The 17826-nt window shown below is 64.6% G+C and carries 16 protein-coding genes; 7 read left to right on the top strand and 9 right to left on the bottom strand.

From position 1 onward, the window contains the following. Positions 1–163: 163 nt before the first annotated feature. The 5 genes from MXAZACID_RS12515 to mnmG form a co-directional block, all read right to left on the bottom strand. Positions 164–2062 (bottom strand): methyl-accepting chemotaxis protein, encoded by a 1899-nt coding sequence (locus MXAZACID_RS12515; RefSeq protein ID WP_008494762.1) that lies wholly within the window; start codon positions 2060–2062, stop codon positions 164–166. A 255-nt stretch (positions 2063–2317) separates the two neighbouring features. Further along, the gene (locus MXAZACID_RS12510) at positions 2318–3196 is read right to left on the bottom strand and encodes a ParB/RepB/Spo0J family partition protein (RefSeq protein WP_008494761.1); all 879 of its coding nucleotides are present in this window, start codon (positions 3194–3196) and stop codon (positions 2318–2320) included. Continuing rightward, positions 3193–3990: a ParA family protein gene (locus MXAZACID_RS12505; RefSeq protein WP_008494759.1), complete on the bottom strand. Its 798-nt coding sequence runs from the start codon at positions 3988–3990 to the stop codon at positions 3193–3195. The genes MXAZACID_RS12510 and MXAZACID_RS12505 overlap by 4 nt, the downstream gene beginning before the upstream one ends. After that, complete coding sequence (gene rsmG, locus MXAZACID_RS12500) at positions 3974–4546, bottom strand: 16S rRNA (guanine(527)-N(7))-methyltransferase RsmG (protein ID WP_008494758.1); 573 nt, start codon at positions 4544–4546, stop codon at positions 3974–3976. The genes MXAZACID_RS12505 and rsmG overlap by 17 nt, the downstream gene beginning before the upstream one ends. Next, on the bottom strand, positions 4543–6252 hold the full coding sequence (mnmG, locus tag MXAZACID_RS12495) for a tRNA uridine-5-carboxymethylaminomethyl(34) synthesis enzyme MnmG (RefSeq protein ID WP_008494757.1): 1710 nt from the start codon (positions 6250–6252) through the stop codon (positions 4543–4545). Before mnmG ends, rsmG begins: the two co-directional genes overlap by 4 nt. Positions 6253–6464: 212 nt before the next feature. Here mnmG and MXAZACID_RS12490 point away from each other — a divergent pair, with 212 nt between their 5' ends. The 3 genes from MXAZACID_RS12490 to MXAZACID_RS12480 are packed head-to-tail and all read left to right on the top strand — an operon-like array spanning position 6465 to position 8785. Then, positions 6465–7061, top strand: a complete 597-nt coding sequence (locus MXAZACID_RS12490; protein ID WP_008494756.1) for a DUF1285 domain-containing protein — start codon at positions 6465–6467, stop codon at positions 7059–7061. Positions 7062–7079: 18 nt separating this feature from the next. Beyond that, positions 7080–7637: a CoA pyrophosphatase gene (locus MXAZACID_RS12485; protein WP_008494755.1), complete on the top strand. Its 558-nt coding sequence runs from the start codon at positions 7080–7082 to the stop codon at positions 7635–7637. A gap of 50 nt (positions 7638–7687) precedes the next feature. Next, positions 7688–8785, top strand: a complete 1098-nt coding sequence (locus MXAZACID_RS12480; protein WP_240376683.1) for a CCA tRNA nucleotidyltransferase — start codon at positions 7688–7690, stop codon at positions 8783–8785. Between the two features lie 37 nt (positions 8786–8822). Here the strand turns inward: MXAZACID_RS12480 and MXAZACID_RS18800 are convergent, their stop codons facing one another. From MXAZACID_RS18800 to MXAZACID_RS12465, 4 genes are all read right to left on the bottom strand, one after another. Continuing rightward, on the bottom strand, positions 8823–9023 hold the full coding sequence (locus tag MXAZACID_RS18800; protein WP_144052787.1) for a hypothetical protein: 201 nt from the start codon (positions 9021–9023) through the stop codon (positions 8823–8825). Between the two features lie 370 nt (positions 9024–9393). Further along, on the bottom strand, positions 9394–11286 hold the full coding sequence (locus MXAZACID_RS12475; RefSeq protein ID WP_039885363.1) for a potassium transporter Kup: 1893 nt from the start codon (positions 11284–11286) through the stop codon (positions 9394–9396). Between the two features lie 110 nt (positions 11287–11396). After that, entirely contained in the window at positions 11397–12518 is a 1122-nt protein-coding gene (locus MXAZACID_RS12470; protein ID WP_008494751.1) for a murein transglycosylase A, read from the bottom strand. A 1-nt stretch (position 12519) separates the two neighbouring features. Then, positions 12520–13194 carry a Tim44/TimA family putative adaptor protein gene (locus MXAZACID_RS12465; RefSeq protein WP_051060358.1) on the bottom strand — a complete coding sequence of 225 codons (675 nt, stop codon included), beginning with the start codon at positions 13192–13194 and terminating at the stop codon, positions 12520–12522. A 140-nt stretch (positions 13195–13334) separates the two neighbouring features. On the opposite strand from MXAZACID_RS12465, the gene MXAZACID_RS12460 reads away from it, so the two are divergent. From MXAZACID_RS12460 to MXAZACID_RS12445, 4 genes are read left to right on the top strand one after another with little or no spacing between them, the layout of a single operon-like run. Then, on the top strand, positions 13335–13865 hold the full coding sequence (locus tag MXAZACID_RS12460) for a histidine phosphatase family protein (protein ID WP_039885440.1): 531 nt from the start codon (positions 13335–13337) through the stop codon (positions 13863–13865). Then, positions 13865–14614, top strand: a complete 750-nt coding sequence (locus MXAZACID_RS12455; protein ID WP_008494748.1) for an N-formylglutamate amidohydrolase — start codon at positions 13865–13867, stop codon at positions 14612–14614. The genes MXAZACID_RS12460 and MXAZACID_RS12455 overlap by 1 nt, the downstream gene beginning before the upstream one ends. Continuing rightward, positions 14611–15261 (top strand): isochorismatase family cysteine hydrolase, encoded by a 651-nt coding sequence (locus MXAZACID_RS12450; protein WP_008494747.1) that lies wholly within the window; start codon positions 14611–14613, stop codon positions 15259–15261. Before MXAZACID_RS12455 ends, MXAZACID_RS12450 begins: the two co-directional genes overlap by 4 nt. A gap of 5 nt (positions 15262–15266) precedes the next feature. Continuing rightward, positions 15267–17795, top strand: coding sequence for a glycosyltransferase family 2 protein (locus MXAZACID_RS12445; protein ID WP_008494746.1), 2529 nt, complete (start codon positions 15267–15269; stop codon positions 17793–17795). Positions 17796–17826 lie beyond the last annotated feature (31 nt).

Raw genomic sequence — 17826 nt, 5'->3', positions numbered from 1 at the left:
ACGCTGGCGCGTCAACCTAAACACATATTGCTCTAGAGCAACATGTGATCAAACGGACTCGTTTGATCGGATAAAGTTGCTCGCTCGAACAAAAAGCTGGAGCGTATTCCGTGCACCAACGGGAACGGAATATGCTCTAGCCGGGGCGGAGGCACATATTTCTTTAACCAGTCACCGCGCCCGGAAGAGGCCGGAAATTGCCGGTGAGGATCTTGGCGTGGGCCTGTCCCTCCGGTTTTCCCTTCGCCGGTTGGGCGGTTTTTCCGGGCGCTGCGGTGATGTTGAACTGGGCGATCAGCTGGTCCAGCTGCCCGGCATTCTCCGCCAAGGCATGGCAGGCGGCGGTGCTTTCCTCGACCATCGCCGCGTTTTGCTGGGTGACCTGATCCATCTGCCCCATCGCCGCGTTCACTTCCGCCAGCCCCATCGATTGCTGGGTGGCGGAGCTGGAAATCTTTTTCACCATCTGATTCAGCTCCGCCACCTGGGTGACGATTTCGGCCAGCGCCGTCCCGGTTTCGCCCACCAGCCGCACGCCGGTTTCCACTTGCGCGCCGGAGGTCGAGATCAGCGTCTTGATCTCCTTTGCGGCTTCGGCGGAGCGCTGCGCCAGGGCCCGCACTTCGGTGGCGACCACGGCAAAACCCCGCCCCGCCTCGCCGGCGCGCGCCGCCTCAACCCCGGCATTCAGCGCCAGAAGATTGGTCTGGAAGGCGATTTCGTCGATCACGCCGATAATATTGCCGATCTGCCCGGATGAGGCTTCGATCTCGGTCATCGCCTCCACGGCATTGCGCATCACCGTTCCGGATTGGCTGGCCTTGTCATGCGCCTGGCCGACCACACGCAGCACGCGCTCCGCATCCTCGGCGGTTTCCTTTACGGTACGGGTGACGCCATCCAGCGCCGCGACGGTTTCCTCCAGCGCCGCCGCCTGATGTTCCGTCCGGCGGGAAAGATCGTCCGCCGCTTCCATCATTTCCGCCGTGCCGGCCCGGACATTGCCGACACTTTCGCCCACCGCCGCCATGGTGGCGCGCAGCTGCTTCAGCGCGGCGTTGAAATCCGCGCGCAAAGATTCGTATTCCGCGGCGAACTTCGTATCGAGACTCTGCGACAAATCCCCCGCGGCCAGCCGGCTCAGCCCGCCGCCCAGCCCGACGATGACTGCCGATTGCTCTTCGGCGCGGCGTGCGGCCTCGGCCTCGGCGAGACGGTGCGTTTCCTCGGCCTGGCGCCGGATGGTTTCGGCGTCCGCTTCCAGCTTTCGCTTTTCGATGGCGTCGGCTTTGAAGCTGGTCAGCGAGGTCGCCATGATGCCGAGTTCGTCATGCCGGTCGGTCGCGGGGATGGGGGCGTTGAGGTCGCCGGCGGAAATCCGCTTCATCGCCTGGCTCAGCCCGGTCAGCAGCCCGGAGATCTGCCGGCGCGCCGCAAATACGGCGATGAGATACAGGCCCAACAAGGGCAGGAATATGGCTGAGAGTGTGAGCAGATGGGCAAGCATCATGCTGTCGACATCGTCAATATACACGCCGGTGCCGACCACCCAATGCCATTCCGGCACCAGGAGCAGGGAGCTCATCTTGGGTTCCGGCGTCGCGCCGGCGGTGCGGGGCCAGACATAATGCGCGAAATAGACATGCCCCTCGATCGCTTGGCGGAACATCTCGGGATTGAACAGCTTACCCTTGGCGTCCGGCACGTTCATAAGATTCTTGCCGATCAATTTCTTGAACGGATGTTGTAGCGCCACTCCTTCTGTATTGTAGACAAAAAGATAATTTGTATTGTTGCCGTAGCGGATGGCCCCGATGGCGGCGAGGGCGGCTTTCTGCGCCTCTGGCGTTGTCATGCTGCCGGCCTTGGCCAGGCCGACATAATATTCCGCGATGCTGGCCGCGGCTTCATCCATGGAGCGGATCTGGAATTTTTTCTCAGCCATCTCGGCATTATAGGATTGGTGCAGAGAGACGGCGGTGCCGGAGACCATCAGCAGCAATGCAAAGGCCGAGAGCAGGTTGAACTGCCAGGTAATGGAGAGGCGGCGCAGAAATGACATGTCCAGTTCCTTCAAGCATGGTCGCGGCGCGGCGAGGCCAGCGCAGACGGAGCATGACGGAACAGGCTTAAAAATCTGTTTAGAGCGATGTCATTGCTTGGGCGGGGCGATGTTCCACGTGGAACATAGGGCGCTGGGTGGTTGGTCGATGTTCCACGTGGAACATTGGAGGCTGGCTGGGGTGGGGATGTTCCACGTGGAACATAGGACGTCGGCGGGCGGGCCGATGTTCCACGTGGAACATCGGCGGAGGCGTCAGTTATTCAGCAGCGCCAGGACGGTATCGAGCTGGTCGAGGTCCGCATAATGCAGGATCAGGGCGCCGCCCTGGCCATTGAATTTGACCTCAACCTTGAGGCCAAGTTTCTCGGAAAGGCTGTCCGCCAACGCGGCGATTTCCGCATTATCGCCGGTCGGCCGAGGCGCGCGGGTGGTTTCCTTGGGCGCGATGGACTGGCCGAGATTTTTCACCAGCGCCTCGGTCTGGCGCACTGAGAGGCCACGCTTGACCACATCATTGGCGGCTTTCACCGGGTCGGGATGCGCCATCAGCGCCTTGGCGTGGCCGGTGGAGATCTCGCCGTCGCGCAGCAGCCATTGCACCTGCGGCGGCAGAGAGAGCAGGCGCATGACATTGGTGATGTGCGAGCGGGATTTGCCGACCGCCTCGCCCAGCTTGTCATGGCTCAGCTTGAACTCGTCGGTGAGGCGCTTATAGCCCTCGGCCTCTTCCACCGGGTTGAGGTTTTCGCGCTGCAGGTTCTCCACCAGCCCGGCGGCCATGGCGTCCGCGTCTGAGAGATCGCGCACCAGCACCGGCACTTCATGCAGCTTCGCACGCTGGGAGGCGCGCCAGCGGCGCTCGCCGGCGATGATCTGGTAATGCCCGGCGACACCGGGTTTCGGGCGGACCAGCAGCGGCTGCAAAATACCGCGCTGGGCGATGGAATCCGCCAGCTCCTGCAAGGCGGTTTCGTCCATTTCCTGGCGCGGCTGGAAGGGGCTCGGTTCCAGCATTTCCACCGGCAGGCGCTGCACGCCAGGGGCGTTGGGGCTGGCGGGCACAGCCACGGCATCGCCCATCAGGGCGGCGAGGCCGCGTGCCAGAGGTTTGCGTGTTTCCTTGCCGCTCATGCCAATTCCTTCCGTGCGCGCGCCCGGCGCAAAAATTCCGCCGCCAGGGACAAATAAGCCTGTGCCCCGGTGGAGCGGAAATCATAAAGCAGGACCGGGATGCCGTGGGAAGGGGCTTCGGTGATGCGGATATTGCGGGGGATGGCGGTTTCGAAAACCTTGTCCTTGAAATAGGTGCGGACATCGCCGCTGACCTGTTCGGACAGGTTGTTGCGCCGGTCGGTCATGGTCAGCACGATGCCCTCGATTTCGAGCTTCGGGTTGAGGCTGCGCTTGACCATTTCCACCGAGCGCATCAGCTGCGAGATGCCCTCCAGCGCGAAGAATTCCGCCTGCAGCGGCACCAGCACGGCATCCGCGGCGGTGAGGGCGTTGAGGGTGAGCAGAGCTAGGCCCGGCGGGCAGTCGATAAACACCACATCGGCATCGCAGCCTTGAGCGAAGGCGTCGGTGAGCAGGAAGTTGCGGCGCTCATGGGCGCTGAATTCCATGTCCGCCCCCATCAGATCCGCGACGGCGGGAACGACGGAGAGGTTTTCGACATTGGTGGCAACGATGGAGTCCGCGAGGCTGACATCCCCCGCCAGCAGCGCGTAGCTGCCGCCATTGCGGGCGTTATGGTCGATGCCAAGCCCGGTGGAGGCATTGCCTTGCGGGTCGATATCGACCAGCAGCACTTTCAGCCCCCCCACCGCCAGCGCGGCGGCGAGGTTGATGGCGGTGGTGGTTTTGCCGACCCCGCCTTTCTGATTGGCGATGGCGATGATGCGCGGTTTTTTATGCGGCTCCGGCATGGCGGATCTGGCTCACTTTCAGGATGCAGCTTTCGCCCCAGTCCGGGGCGGAAATATGGTCTGTATCCATGTGCCAGAGGGGGGCGGCGAGCGTCAATTCAACTTCCAAGCCTTTGCCTTTCGGGAACAGGCAAAACCCCTGCGGTTTCAGCAAAGGTGCCGCCAGGCCTAGCAATTTATCCAAAGGTGCCAAGGCTCTGGCGGTGATGACGGCAGCGGGCTCGACGCGGGCGGCTTCGATGCGGCAATTGTGAATTTTTGCCGGTGCGCCGGTCTGGCGCGCGGCTTCCATCAGGAAGGCGGCCTTGCGGGAATCTGATTCGATCATCTCGAACGGGATGCCGCTGGCGATGCACAGCACCATGCCGGGAAAACCGCCGCCGGAGCCGAGATCGATGGCGCGGTCGAGATCCTTGGGCAGATAGGGGAGCAGGCGCAGAGAGTCCCGGATGTGCCGGTCCCAGACATGGTTCAGGTCCGCCTTGGAGACCAGGTTGATTTTCGGCGACCATTTCAGCACCAGATCGGCGAAGGCGCGCAGCTTCTCCTCGTTCATGCGGCGCGGCCGGCCTTGCGCAGGGCGCCGAAAATGGCGCCCAGCGCGGCGGGGGTCATCGCCTCGATGCGGCCGGCGGCGGCGAGGGTTTGCGGGCGGGTGCGGGTGAGTTTTTCCCGCAGCTCGGCGGAGAGGCCCCCGATGGCGGTGTAGTCGAAGGCGTCGGGGATTTTCACCGCCTCGTCCTTTTCGCGGGAGCGGATTTCGGAATTCTGCCGGGCGATATAGCCGGCATAGAGCAGGTCCGCGCGCAAGATGTTGGCGGCCCTGCCCTCACCTTCCGGCTTGTTTCCAAACGCCGCGATTTCGGCTTTCAGCGCGGCGAAGGCGGCTTCGCGCGCGGAGCCGACGCAGCCCCAATCCAGGCCCTTTTGCGTTAAGCGCAGCTCGGCATTGTCGGCGCGCAGCAGCAGGCGGTATTCGGCGCGGGAGGTGAACATGCGGTAGGGCTCGGTGACACCTTGCGTCACCAGATCATCGATCAGCACACCGATATAGGCATCGGCGCGGGAAAGCTGGACGGGATCCATCCCCCCTGCCCGGCGCGCGGCGTTGAGCCCGGCGACGAGGCCCTGGGCGCCGGCTTCCTCATAGCCGGTGGTGCCGTTGATCTGGCCGGCGAGATAGAGGCCGGGGAGGGATTTCAGCGCCAGGGCATGGTCGAGGGCGCGCGGGTCGACATAGTCATATTCCACCGCGTAGCCGGGGCGCAGGATTCTGGCTTGTTCCAATCCAGGAATGGTTTTGATCATCGCCGCCTGCACCGCCAGCGGCAGCGAGGTGGAAATGCCGTTCGGGTAGATCGTATCGTCATCCAGACCTTCCGGCTCCAGGAAGATCTGATGGCCGGGTTTTTCGGCGAAGCGGACCACCTTGTCCTCGATCGAGGGGCAATAGCGCGGGCCGCGCCCAGCGATGTTGCCGCCATAGACCGCGGATTGGTGGAGATTGTCGCGGATGAGCTGGTGCGTGGCCTCGGTGGTGCCGGTGATGCGGCAGGAGATTTGCGGGTTGGTGATGCGCGCGGTCAGGGCCGAGAAGGGCTCGGGCGGGGTTTCGCCTCGATCCTCCGGCAGGCTTTCCCAATCGATGCTGGATTTGGCCAGCCGCGCCGGGGTGCCGGTTTTCAGCCGGCCCAGCGGCAGCGCCAGGCGGTGCAAATCAGCCGCCAGGGCGCGGGAGGGGGCGTCATCCACCCGGCCGCCGGGCTGCATCTGCGGGCCGAAATGCAGCACGCCGTTGAGGAAGGTGCCGGTGGTGAGCACGGCGGCGGCGCAGGTGAGGGTTGCGCCGGAGGCGAGTTTGATGCCGGTGAGGCGGCCATCGCGCATTTCCAGACCGGCGGCCTCACCTTCCAAAATGGTAAGGTTGGGTTGTGCGGCGAGCAGGGCCTGGATGGCGGCGCGGTAGAGTTTGCGGTCCGCCTGGGCGCGCGGGCCGCGCACGGCGGGGCCCTTGCCGCGATTCAGCAATTTGAAATGGATGCAGGCGGCGTCTGCGGCTTTGCCCATCAGCCCGTCCAGCGCGTCGATCTCGCGGACGAGATGGCCCTTGCCGATGCCGCCAATGGCGGGGTTGCAGGACATCTCCCCGATGCGCGCGGCGCTTTGGGTGATCAGGGCGGTGCGGGCGCCAAACCGCGCCGCGGCGGCGGCGGCCTCGGTGCCGGCATGGCCGCCGCCTATGACGATGACATCGTAATCCATGCCGGGGGTTTAGCGAGTTTGCCTGAAAAACGCCAAGGCTTTCAAAGCCGCAAGAAAGTTTTGGGGTCGAATAAATTAAGGATTCATCAGATTGGCGCTGCGTTCATGCGGGGATGTGTCTATTTCAACGCGGAAAGGCGTGCGGGCGCGCTTGCCTCTTTGATCCGTTCCTTATGCAACCTATATCCGCTTGGAGAGAGGAGTGTGATCAGGTGACGTATGAGGTGAAAGGGGGGCTGCGGCAGGGTGTGAGCGATGCCGCGTCGGCACGTCCGCTCGCCGATTGCGGGGATCTGCCCTTCCTGATCCGCCGCGACGGAACCTGGCTGTATAAAGGCAGCCCGATCACCCGCAAGCCGATGGTTTGCCTGTTTTCCACCGTGCTGACGCGCGACGAGGAGGGCCAGTACATCCTGCAGACACCCGCCGAGCGCGGCAGGATCGAGGTGGAGGATGTGCCGTTCCTGGCGGTGGAGCTGCAATGGAGCGGCGAGGGCCGGAACCAGAGCCTGTGTTTCCGCACCAATGTCGATCAATGCGTGACGGCGGGGCCGGCGCATCGCATCCGCATCGCGCATGATTTGCTCAGTTGCGAGCCGACGCCCTATCTTCATATCCGCGATGGCAAAGGCAGATACCCGATCGAGGCGCGGATCAACCGCGCCACCTATTATGAGCTGGTGGCGCTGTCCGAACCGGGCATCGTCAAGGGCCGCAAGGTCATGGGGGTGTGGAGCGAGGGGGTGTTCTTCCCGCTTGGCGATATGCCGAATTGCTGTTCCGATGCGGAGTGCGATCTGGACGAGTGAGATCCGGGCGGTGCGGCGATGAAGGCCGCGCAGCTGAGACGGGCTTTTCCCGAAAATCTGGCCTTTAACGCGCTGGCGCTGGGGCGGTTGCGTCCGGCTTCCGTGCTGGTGGCGCTGGAGCCGGGGCGCGGCGTGTGGCTGACCCGGCGCAGCCGGCTGATGACCACCCATGCCGGGCAGGTGTCGTTTCCTGGCGGGAAGATCGAGGGGCTGGGCGAGACGCCGGTTGAAGCCGCCTTGCGCGAGGCGCAGGAGGAGATCGGGCTTGATCCGGCCCAGGTGGAGCTGCTCGGGCGGCTGCATGACCATGCCACCGGGACCGGGTTTCATATCACCCCGATTGTCGGGCTGGTGCCCGAGGGTGTGGCGCTGCGGCCAGCCGATGACGAGGTGGAGGAGATTTTCTCCCTGCCTTTTTCCGTATTGCTGAACGAAGAGTACCCGCTGCGCCGGCAGGCGGTGTGGCGCGGGCGGGAGGGGGCCTTCTGGGTATGGCCGCATCCGGACCATGTGATCTGGGGGGCGACGGCGGAGATATTGCGCTTGCTGGCGCTGCGGTTGCGGGGGGTGGCGTGATCGATCTGCCGGGCTTGGCGTTGGTGTGGGCGGCGCTGCCGGAGGCGCGGATGGTGGGGGGTGCTGTGCGCGACATGCTGGCCGGACGGGCGGTGGCGGATGTGGACATGGCCTCGCCGCTGGCACCGGAGGAGGTGATGCGGCGCGCCAGGGCGGCGGGGCTGAAGGCGGTGCCGACCGGGCTGGCGCATGGGACGGTGACATTGGTGGCGGCGGGGCATGGGTTTGAGGTGACGACGCTGCGCCGCGATGTGGAGACGGATGGGCGGCGTGCGCGCGTGGAGTTTACCGATGACTGGCGGGAGGATGCGGCCAGGCGGGATTTCACCATCAATGCGATGAGCTGCACGCAAGCGGGCGAGATTTTCGATTATTTCGGCGGCCAGGCGGATCTGGCGGCGGGGGTGGTGCGGTTTGTCGGCGATGCTGCGGCCCGGGTGGCGGAGGATTATCTGCGGATTTTGCGGTTTTTCCGGTTCTTCGCGCGCTATGGGCGGAGGGAGGCGGATGCGGCGGCGCTGGCGGCGATCAGGGACGGGCGTGAAGGCTTGCGGCAGCTCTCGGCGGAGCGCGTGTGGAGCGAGGTGAAGAAGATTTTGGCGGCCCCTGCCCCGCTGCGGGCCGTGGCGCTGATGGGCGAGACCGGGGTGCTGGAAATGGTGCTGCCGGGGGCCAGGGTTGAACGGTTGGCGGCGCTGCTGGGGCGCGGGGCGCCATCGGAGCCGTTATTGCGGGTGGCGGCGCTGAGTGATGAGGATCTGGCGCGGCGGTTGAAGCTGAGCGGGGCGGAGGCGGCTTTGCTGGCGGCGTGGCGGCTGCCGTTGGGGATTGGGCCGGAGGATGAGGATGCGGCGTTGCGCCGCGCTCTGGCGGTGGCCGGGCATGAGGCGCTGGCCGGGCGGATTTGGCTGCAAGGCGACGATGGCGCAGGCTGGGAGGCGCTGCGGGCGCGGCTGTCAGCGATGGCGCGGCCGGTGTTTCCGTTGCAGGGACGGGATCTGGCCGGGGTTGTGGAGGCTGGGCCGAAGATGGGTGAGGTGCTGGCGGCGGTGCGGGGCTGGTGGCTGGAGGGTGGCTGCGTGGCCGACCGGGCTGCTTGTCTGGCGAAAGCCTCCGTTTTTAGGGATAATTTTCGCTCCCGAATATAAAGAAGGGAGCGATTAAGCGCTCCCTTCTTTTTAAAGGCTACGCGTTAGGCTTGATATGGCTCCAGGTTTTTCCAGTATTAATCTCAGAAATACGACCTGGATTTACGTCGTAGTCAGCAGCTATCCGATGTTGGAACTCTTTCTTTTGAAGACGTTTCTTGATCTCAAGCACGTCTTTTTCAGTCAGCTTTTTGCTAGGCTCTCGTGGAAATAAATCCGGCTGAACCAAATCGTCCATGTAATAATCCTTTATCGAACTACATGAACCGCCTTGACTTTCTAAACCCATTGGAGAAAACTTTCTCTCACGCACTGAGTGTAAAATCCGCAGGCGGTTCTAACGCAAGCGGATTGTGAGAGTTGAGTCCCCCGACTCGACTCTCACGTCGTCAATTAGACTCCAACATATTGGCGCGCGTTCCCGCAAGCACAAAAATGAGTCAGTTGCGACTTTTTGAGTCAGTTAACTTTCGTCTGTTTTTGAAGCGCGAGCAGCTTTCGATCCCAATGCGGGATGCATAAACCATGTGAAGCTGACCAGCTATTGCCTCAGCAGCGAACGATATTGGAGCCGCTGAGGCGGGTATGTGAAAACTTATTAGGTGGTCTTACACGGCGATGCGCACACCCAGCTCCACCACCCGGTCCGACGGAATACGGAAGAATTCCGTGGCGGTGACGGCGTTGCGGGCCATGAACAAAAACAGCCAGCGGCGGATGAAGCGCAGTTTCGGCACCGAGGCCGGGACCACGGTTTCGCGGCCGAGGAAATAGCTGGTCTGCATGGCTTTGAACTCGATGCCCTGGCCGGTCAGGCTTTCCAAAGCGCGGGGCACGTTCGGGCTTTCCATGAAGCCGTAATAGAGGGTCACTTTGTAGATGCCCGGTGAGGCTTCATCGAGATGGACGCGCCCGCCGGGGTCGGCCTGGGGAACGTCCAGATTGCGGACGGTGACGAAGAAGACCTGCTCGTGCAGCACCTTGTTATGTTTGAGGTTATGCAGCAGGGCGTTGGGCACGTAGTCGAGATTGCCGGTCATGAACACGGCGGTGCCGGGGACGCGGACGATGCGCGATTGCGGCAGCCGGTTGAGGAAGGTGGCGAGCGGCAGGCTGTCCTGCATCCAGCGGGCCATGATCAGGCTGCGGCCGCGCCGCCAGGTGGTCATGATCAGGATGATGGACAGGCCGATGGCCAGCGGCACCCAGCCGCCTTCGAAGATTTTCAGGGAATTGGCGGCGAAGAAGGCGAAATCGACAATGCCGATGGCGCCGAAGACCAGGATGGTGGCCAGGCGCGACCAGCCGAACTGGCGGCGATAGACGAAAGCGGCCAGGGTGTTGTCGCACAGGAAGGTGCCGGTGACGGCGATGCCGTAGGCCGAGGCCAGGGCCTCCGAGGAGCGGAAGGTGAGCACCAGCAGCAGCACGCCGATGGCGAGGATGGTGTTGATCTGGGGCACGTAGATCTGCCCCTGCTCGCTCTCATTGGTGTGGCGGACCTCCATGCGCGGCAGCAGGCCAAGCTGCACGCACATGCGCGAGACCGAGAAGGCGCCGGTGATGACGGCCTGGCTGGCGATGACGGTGGCGAGCGTGGCGAGCACGATCAGCGGCACCTGCAGCGCGTGCGGAGCGAGCTTGTAGAAGGGGTTGTCGGCGGTGTCGGGGTGGGTGATCACCAGCGCGCCCTGGCCGTAATAATTCAGGATCAGGCAGGGCAGCACGAAGAACATCCAGGAGATGCGGATGGGGCGGCGGCCGAAATGGCTCATATCGGCGTAGAGCGCCTCCGCCCCGGTGACGGCCAGGACGACGGCGCCCAGGGTGAGGAAGGCGATTTTGTCGTGCCGGATGATGAAGCTGGCGCCGAACCAGGGGTTGAGGGCGACCAGCACGTCAGGATGCTGGACCAGCTGGAACAGCCCGAGCAGGCCGAGGCAGAGGAACCAGAGCACCATCACCGGCCCGAAGGCGCGGCCGACCATGGCGGTGCCGTGGCGCTGCACCAGGAACAGCCCGGCGATGACGGCGATGGCGATGGGCAGCACGGCCTCGCTCATCGACGGGGCGACGACCTCGATGCCTTCCACCGCGGAGAGGATGGAGATGGCCGGGGTGATCACGCCGTCGCCGAAGAACAGCCCGGCGCCGACGATGCCGATGATGCCGGCGGCGGCACGGGTGCGCTCGCTGCGGGCGACGCGGCTGGCCAGGGCCATCAAGGAGAGGGTGCCGCCTTCGCCGTTATTATCGGCGCGCATGATGAAGGTGACATATTTCAGGGTGACGGTGAGGATCAGCGCCCAGGTGATCAGCGAGAGCACCCCCAGCACGTCCACCGCCTGCAGATGCGGGCCCTTGAAATAGGCGATGCAGGACTGCAGGGCGTAGAGCGGGCTGGTGCCGATATCGCCATAGACGACGCCAAGCACGCCGATCAGCGCGGACATCTTGAGTTTTTCCGGTACGCCGCCGGAAGAGGTTGCGCTGGAAGTCATTCAGATTGTCCCTGTCGGCATTGTGCAGCCTGTAGCCGGTTGGCTGGCGCTGAACAAGCCGGGCGGGCGGCGGCCGCGCGGCCCTGGGAAAACGGCCGGCGCGGGGCGGGTCATCCGGCTTGCTGGGGCTTGGGCAGCAGCAGATAGAGTGTCCCGGCCTGGCGCATGGAGCCGGCGATCTGCTCGGCATCGGCGCCGGCGCCGAAGAAGATATCGGCGCGGTCCGGGCCGTGAATGCCGCCGCCAGTGTCCTGGATGATGGCGAGCTGGTCCATCGCGCGGCCGGTGACCGGGTCGGTGGTGGCGATGAAGAGCGGGGCGCCGAGCGGCAGGGCGGATTTATCCACCGCCACCGAGCGGCCGGCGGTGAGCGGCACGCCGAGCGCACCGGGCGCGCCCTCATTTGCCGGCAGGCTGCCGAGCGGGCGCATGAAGACGTAGCGCTGGTTCTGTTCCATCACCTCGCGCGCCTGGGCAGGGTGGGATTTCAGCCAGGCGGAGATGGTCTGGTAGCTGACATCGTCGGGTTTCAGCGCGCCCATCTGCACCAGGACGCGGCCGATCGGGGTGTAGGGCTGGCCGTTCTGGCCATCGAAGCCGACGCGCAGGATGCGGCCATCGGGCAGCAGGATGCGGCCGGAGCCCTGGATCTGCAGCATGAAGGCATCGACCGGGTTGGTGACATAGGCGGTGACCGGCGCCTTGCGGGTGAGCGCGCCGTCATCGATCTCGGTGCGGGTCAGGTTGGCCAGGGCGGCGACGGGCGGCTTCGCGTAGAGCGGCACGTTATAGCCGGGGCGCTGGTTCTTGGAGCCGGGGAATTCCGGCTCGAAATAGCCGGTGATGAGCCCCTGGCCGGGGATTTCATAGGCCTGGAACCAGGTGGTGAAGAAGGCGCGGGCGGCGGTGAGGTCGCCAGGGGGAACATCCTTGGCGGCATTGCAGGCGGGCTGCCAGAGCCCGGCCTGGCCGGCGCGCTCCTGCGCCAGGCCGGTGCCGCCCAGGGCGCTGTCCGGCGGCATCAGCGCCAGCTGCTTGCAGCTGATGACGAAGCTGGCCAGGGCGGCGGCCTGGTTATCCTGCTGCCAGCCGGGCAGGCTGGCCAGCGCCACGATGTGGCCGGGGGCGGCGTCGGGGCCGGTTTCGGCTTGCTGCTGGGGGATCGCACAGGCGCTGAGGGCCAGGGCGCTGGCGCTGGCGAAGATGAGGGCGAGGGCGCGGCGGAGTTTCATGTTACGCGCTGCGGGCCGCGGCCAGGCGCCAGTTTTTATCCGGCCCGCGCAAATGCCGTTCGAAGGTCCAGAGATCGCTCACATCGCCGGTTTCGGCGCTGCCAGGGATGGGGGTGCCGTTCTGGTCCAGCTTCTCGTTGGTCTGGGCGGAGATGAAGCGCACCACCACCACCGCGAGATCGCCGCTGAGCTGCGCGTCCTCGATGCTGATCGAGGGGATGGATTTGATTTCGGTGCGCTGGCGCTCCCCGGCTGCCTCGCGCGCGGCGATGGCGGCGGCGAAGGTCTCGTACACGTGCGGGGTGAGCAGCGCCTGCAGCGCCGCGCGGTCGCCATTGGCGAAGCCGGTGACGATGGCGCGGAAGGCGGCCTCGGCCTGGGTGATGAAGTGCGGCGGGTCGAATTGCGGGTCGTTATTGACGATCTGCATCAGGCGCTGGCCGAGCTCGGAGCGCGGGTCCGGCACGTCGCGCCCGGTTTGCGCCGGCAGGGCCTGGCCGTCGATCACCGGGGCGGCGGCGCGGCCGGGCGGGGGCGATTGCGGTTTCTCGAAGCCGACGCGCTTGCCGAGCACGGCGCGCAGCCGCAGCACGAGGAAGATCGCGATGCCCGCGAAGATCACCAGGGCGACGGGATACCCGCCGAGCGATTGGAGTGCGTTATCGGCCACTGTCATCCTCTATTCATAACCAGACTTGATCGGTCAGACTGGCGCAACCGGTTGCGGTGCGCAAGGCGCGGCGCCTGTTGGCGTGGGGGCAGACATATGTTGCAATGGGCCATCCCGGCAAGCCGGGCAAATTTGAAGGAAGTTTCATGTTCCTGCTCCGCCATGGGCAAAGCTATTTCAATCTGCATTTCACCGCGACCAAGCGCGACCCAGGGATCGAGGATCCGGAGCTGACCGAGCTGGGGCATCAGCAGGCCCGCGCGGCGGCGCAGGCGTTGCAGGGCGCCGGGATCACGCGGGTGATCGTCTCGCCTTATACGCGGGCGCTGCAGACGGCGGAGCCGTTTCTGGCGCTGCCGGGGGTGACCGCCGAAGTGCTGCATGAGGTGCGCGAGCGCACCGCCTTCGTGTGCGATATCGGCTCCCCCCCTGCCCTGCTGGCGACGCGCTTTCCCCACCATGAGTTCGGGCATCTGCCGGCGCGCTGGTGGCATGAGGAGACCGAAAGCGAGGCGGCGACAGAGGAGCGCGCCCGGGCCTTCCGGGCGGCGATGGCGGCGCGCGAGGACCATGCCAGCACCTTGCTGGTGAGCCATTGGGGGTTTCTGCTGGCGCTGACCGGGCGCTCCGTCGCGAACGGGGAATGGCTGGACTATGACCCGGTGGAGGGGCTTTGATGGAGCTGCTGCAGGCGGATGAGCCGCCGGTTTACGAGATTTTGCGCCCCGACGGGGCGAGCCCGTTTCTGCTGACCGCCGACCATGCCGGACGCGCCATCCCGCGCGCGCTGGGGGATCTGGGGGTGGGGCCAGAGGATATGGAGCGGCATATCGCCTGGGATATCGGCATTGCCGGGGTGACCAGGCGCTTAAGCGCGGCGCTGGATGCCACCGCGATTTTGCAGGCTTATTCGCGGCTGGTGATCGATTGCAACCGGCAGCCGCATTGGGCCAGCGCCTGTCCCGAAATCAGCGAGGCGACGCCCATTCCGGGGAATATCGGGCTGGACGAGGCCGGCCGGGCGGCGCGGCGGGTGGCGATTTTCGACCCGTATCATGGCGCGATCGGCCGTATGATCGCGGTGCGGCCGCGCACGGTTTATGTGGCGATGCATAGTTTCACCCCGGTCTATCTGGACCAGGCGCGGCCGATGCAGGTGGCGGTTTTGTATAACCGCAATCCCCGGCTCTCCAAGGCGCTGGCTTCGCTGCTGCGGGACGAGGGCGGGCTGGTGGTGGGGGAGAATGCGCCTTACCGGGTGAGCGATGAGAGCGATTACGGCGTGCCGGTGCATGCCGAGGGGAATGGGCTGGATTATCTGGAGATCGAGATCAGGCAGGATCTGATCGCCGATGAGGCCGGGCAGGTTGAATGGGCGGCGCGGCTGGCGCGGCTTTTACCCTTGGCGTTGGAGGCGCTGGCATGAAGGATTTTGGCCTGAGCCGTGATGTGCCGGTGGTGCCCGCCCAGACCGCGCTGCTGGTGATCGACGCGCAGAATTACATCATGGAGGATGGCGGCGAATATGCCGGCATCGACCCGGCCGAGAAGGAAGCGAAATACGGCTTTTTCTTCAAGGAGATGCGGGCGCGAGCGATCCCCAACATGCAGAGGCTGATCGCGGCCAGCCGCGCGGCGGGGATCGAGGTGATCTATACGGTGATGGCGGCGCTGACCCGCGATGGGCGCGATCTCAGCCTGGATTACAAGATTACCGGGTTTTTCTGCCATCATCAGAGCTGGAATGCGCAGGTGATCGAGGCGCTGGCGCCGCGCGGCGATGAGATCGTGCTGGCGAAGGGCTCGTCCTCGGTATTCATTTCGACCCACATCCATTATCTGCTGCGCAATATGGGCAAGAGCCAGCTGATCATCACCGGCGCGCTGACCGACCAATGCGTGGATTCCGCCGTGCGGGATGCGTGCGATCTCGGCTATCTGGTCAGCCTGCCGGTGGATGCGGTGGCGACCCAGACCCAGGCACGGCATGACAGCGCGCTGTTCAACAATAAGGGCTATTGCCGGCAGCTGACCACGCAGGCGCTGCTGGACGAAATCGCGAAGGCAGGGTGAGACGAATGGCGCGCAAGATCGTGAAGGCTCCGGCGGTTCGCCCTGAGCGTCAGCTGCTTTGTTTTCTGGATGTGATCGAGACATCAAGGCTGGAAGGCTGGGCGGTGGATTTCGAGCGGCCGACGGAGAGCCTGAAGCTGCGGGTGATGATCGATGATGCGATCGAGGATGTGATGGCCTGCGATATGCATCGTGACGATGCGCGGCTGGTGAACCAGGCGAATAGCCGGATTGGGTTCACCTATGACATTCCGGAGCGCTATTGGGACGGGGTGCGGCATCGCATTCGCTTTGTGACGCTGGACGGGGCGCTGCTGCCGGTGAGCACGCGCGCCGGCGGCGCGGTGGAGGAATATAGCTTCGTGCTGACCAAGCCGGTGCGGCTGCTGGCCACGGTGGATGGCATGGTGGACGGGCTGATCCAGGGCTGGGCGCTGCGGGTGGATGACGAGGCCGGCACCAAGCTGGGCGGGGTGCGGGTGCTGGTGACGCATGAGGGCCAGCCGATTGCCGAGCTGCTGGCGGACCAGTTCCGGGGCGATGTGGCGCAGGCGGTGGGCAGCGATGCGGCCTGCGGCTTCGCCTTCGCGCCGCCGCCGGAACTGCGCCGGCGCGAGCAGGTGAGTTTGAAATTCTTCGCTCTGCCGGAGCGCGAGGAGCTGACCGGCAGCCCGCTGGAGATCTCTTTCCCTGGCGATAATGCGCGCGAGAAGATCGAGCAGCTGATCCAGCGCACGGATGAGTTGTTCAGCTTCGCCTATCATCTGAAGAAGGAGCTGAAGGCGGCGATCCCGCGGGAGCGTTATCTGCTCGCGGATTATCCGCGCTGGGCGCTGGAGAGCCGGCCGCTCGCCCTGCCCCGCGCCCGCGCCACCTACGGGGTGCGGGATGTCTCCGGGGTGAAAATTTCGGTGATCTGCCCGGTTTACCGGCCGGGGGTGGGCGATTTCCTGGCGGCGGTGGATAGCGTGAAGGCGCAGACCCATGAGAATTGGGAGCTGCTGCTGATCGACGATGCCGGCGGGGACAAAACGCTGAGCGCGGTGATGAAGGATCTGGCGGCGGCGGATGCGCGGATCAGGCTGATCGAGCGCAAGAAGAATGGCGGCATCGCGCGCGCGACCAATGACGGGCTGAAGGCGGCGAAGGGCGATTTCATCGCGTTTTTCGACCATGATGATCTGCTGGAGCCCGGCGCGCTGGAGATCATGCTGCTGGCGCAGGCGGCGAGCGGGGCGAAGCTGCTTTATTCCGATGAGGACAAGGTGGAGCGCGGCGGGGCGTTCAGCGAGCCGCATTTCAAGCCGGATTTCAATCATCGCTTCCTGCTGGAGGTGAATTATATCTGCCATCTGGTGCTGGTGGAGGCGAAAACCCTGCGCGCGGCGGGTGGGTTGGATGCGGCTTTGGACGGGGCGCAGGACCATGATCTGCTGTTGCGACTGGTCGAGGCGCTGACGCCTGATGAAATTCATCACGTGCCGGAAATTCTCTATCATTGGCGCAAGACCGCAAGCTCCACGGCGGCTGCCGGGACCGGGGCGAAGCCGAAGGCGGCGATGGCCGGGGCGACGGCGGTGGCGGCGCATCTGGAGCGGCGCGGCCTGCCGGCGAAGGTGAGCCCGCGCGGCGGGCTGACCTGCTATCAGGTGGATTGGAAATTCCCCGCCGCGCAGGTGAAGACGCAGGGTGTGTCGATCCTGATTCCGTATCGCGACCATGTCGAGATGACACGCGAATGCGTGGAGGCGATCCGGGCGCATACCAAGGGTGTGAGCTACGAAATTCTCTTGCTGGATAACTGGTCGACCAGCCCGGAGGCGGCGGAATTCGCGGCGGAGCAGGCGAATATCGAAGGCACGCGGGTGCTGCGGATCGCCGAGCCGTTCAACTATTCGCGGATCAATAATATCGGCGTGGCGGCGGCGAAATATCCGTTCCTGCTGTTCCTGAATAACGATGTGTTTGTGCAGGAGCCGCGCTGGCTGCGGCGGATGCTGGATGAGGCGTTGGCGGATGAGGCGGTGGGCGCGGTGGGCGCGAAATTGCTTTATCCTGACGGGACGGTGCAACATGCCGGCGTGGTGCTGGGGGTTGGCGGTGTGGCCGACCATGCGTTTCGCGGGCTGGGCGGCGAGGCGCCCGGCTATATTGCGCATGCCATAACGGCGCAGGAGGTTTCGGCGGTGACGGCGGCCTGCATGTTAGTGCGCAAGAGCGCGTTCCTGCAGGTGGGCGGGTTCGATGAGCGCGAGCTTTCCGTGGCGTTCAACGATGTGGATCTGTGCGTGAAGCTGCGGCAGGCGAAACTGAAAATCATCTTCATGCCGGATTCAGTCGCGGAGCATCGGGAAAGCATCAGCCGCGGTGATGATTTTGATCAAGCCAAGCTGGCGCGGTTCATGTTCGAAAATGAAGTGATGCGTCAGCGCTATGAAAACGTTTTACCGTTTGATCCTTACTACAACCGGAATTTTTCCCGGGAGAGTGGCGTCTACCGCGAGTTGCGGTTGTTGCGGCCGGGCGAAGGCTGAGCGTTCCAGCGCCGTCTTAAACTGTACCGAT

It is taken from the genome of Acidocella sp. MX-AZ02 (assembly GCF_000306035.1).
Classification (GTDB): Bacteria; Pseudomonadota; Alphaproteobacteria; order Acetobacterales; family Acetobacteraceae; genus Acidocella; species Acidocella facilis.
The sequence above is the reverse complement of the archived record's forward strand: the minus strand, read 5'-3'. Positions and strand labels throughout refer to the sequence as shown.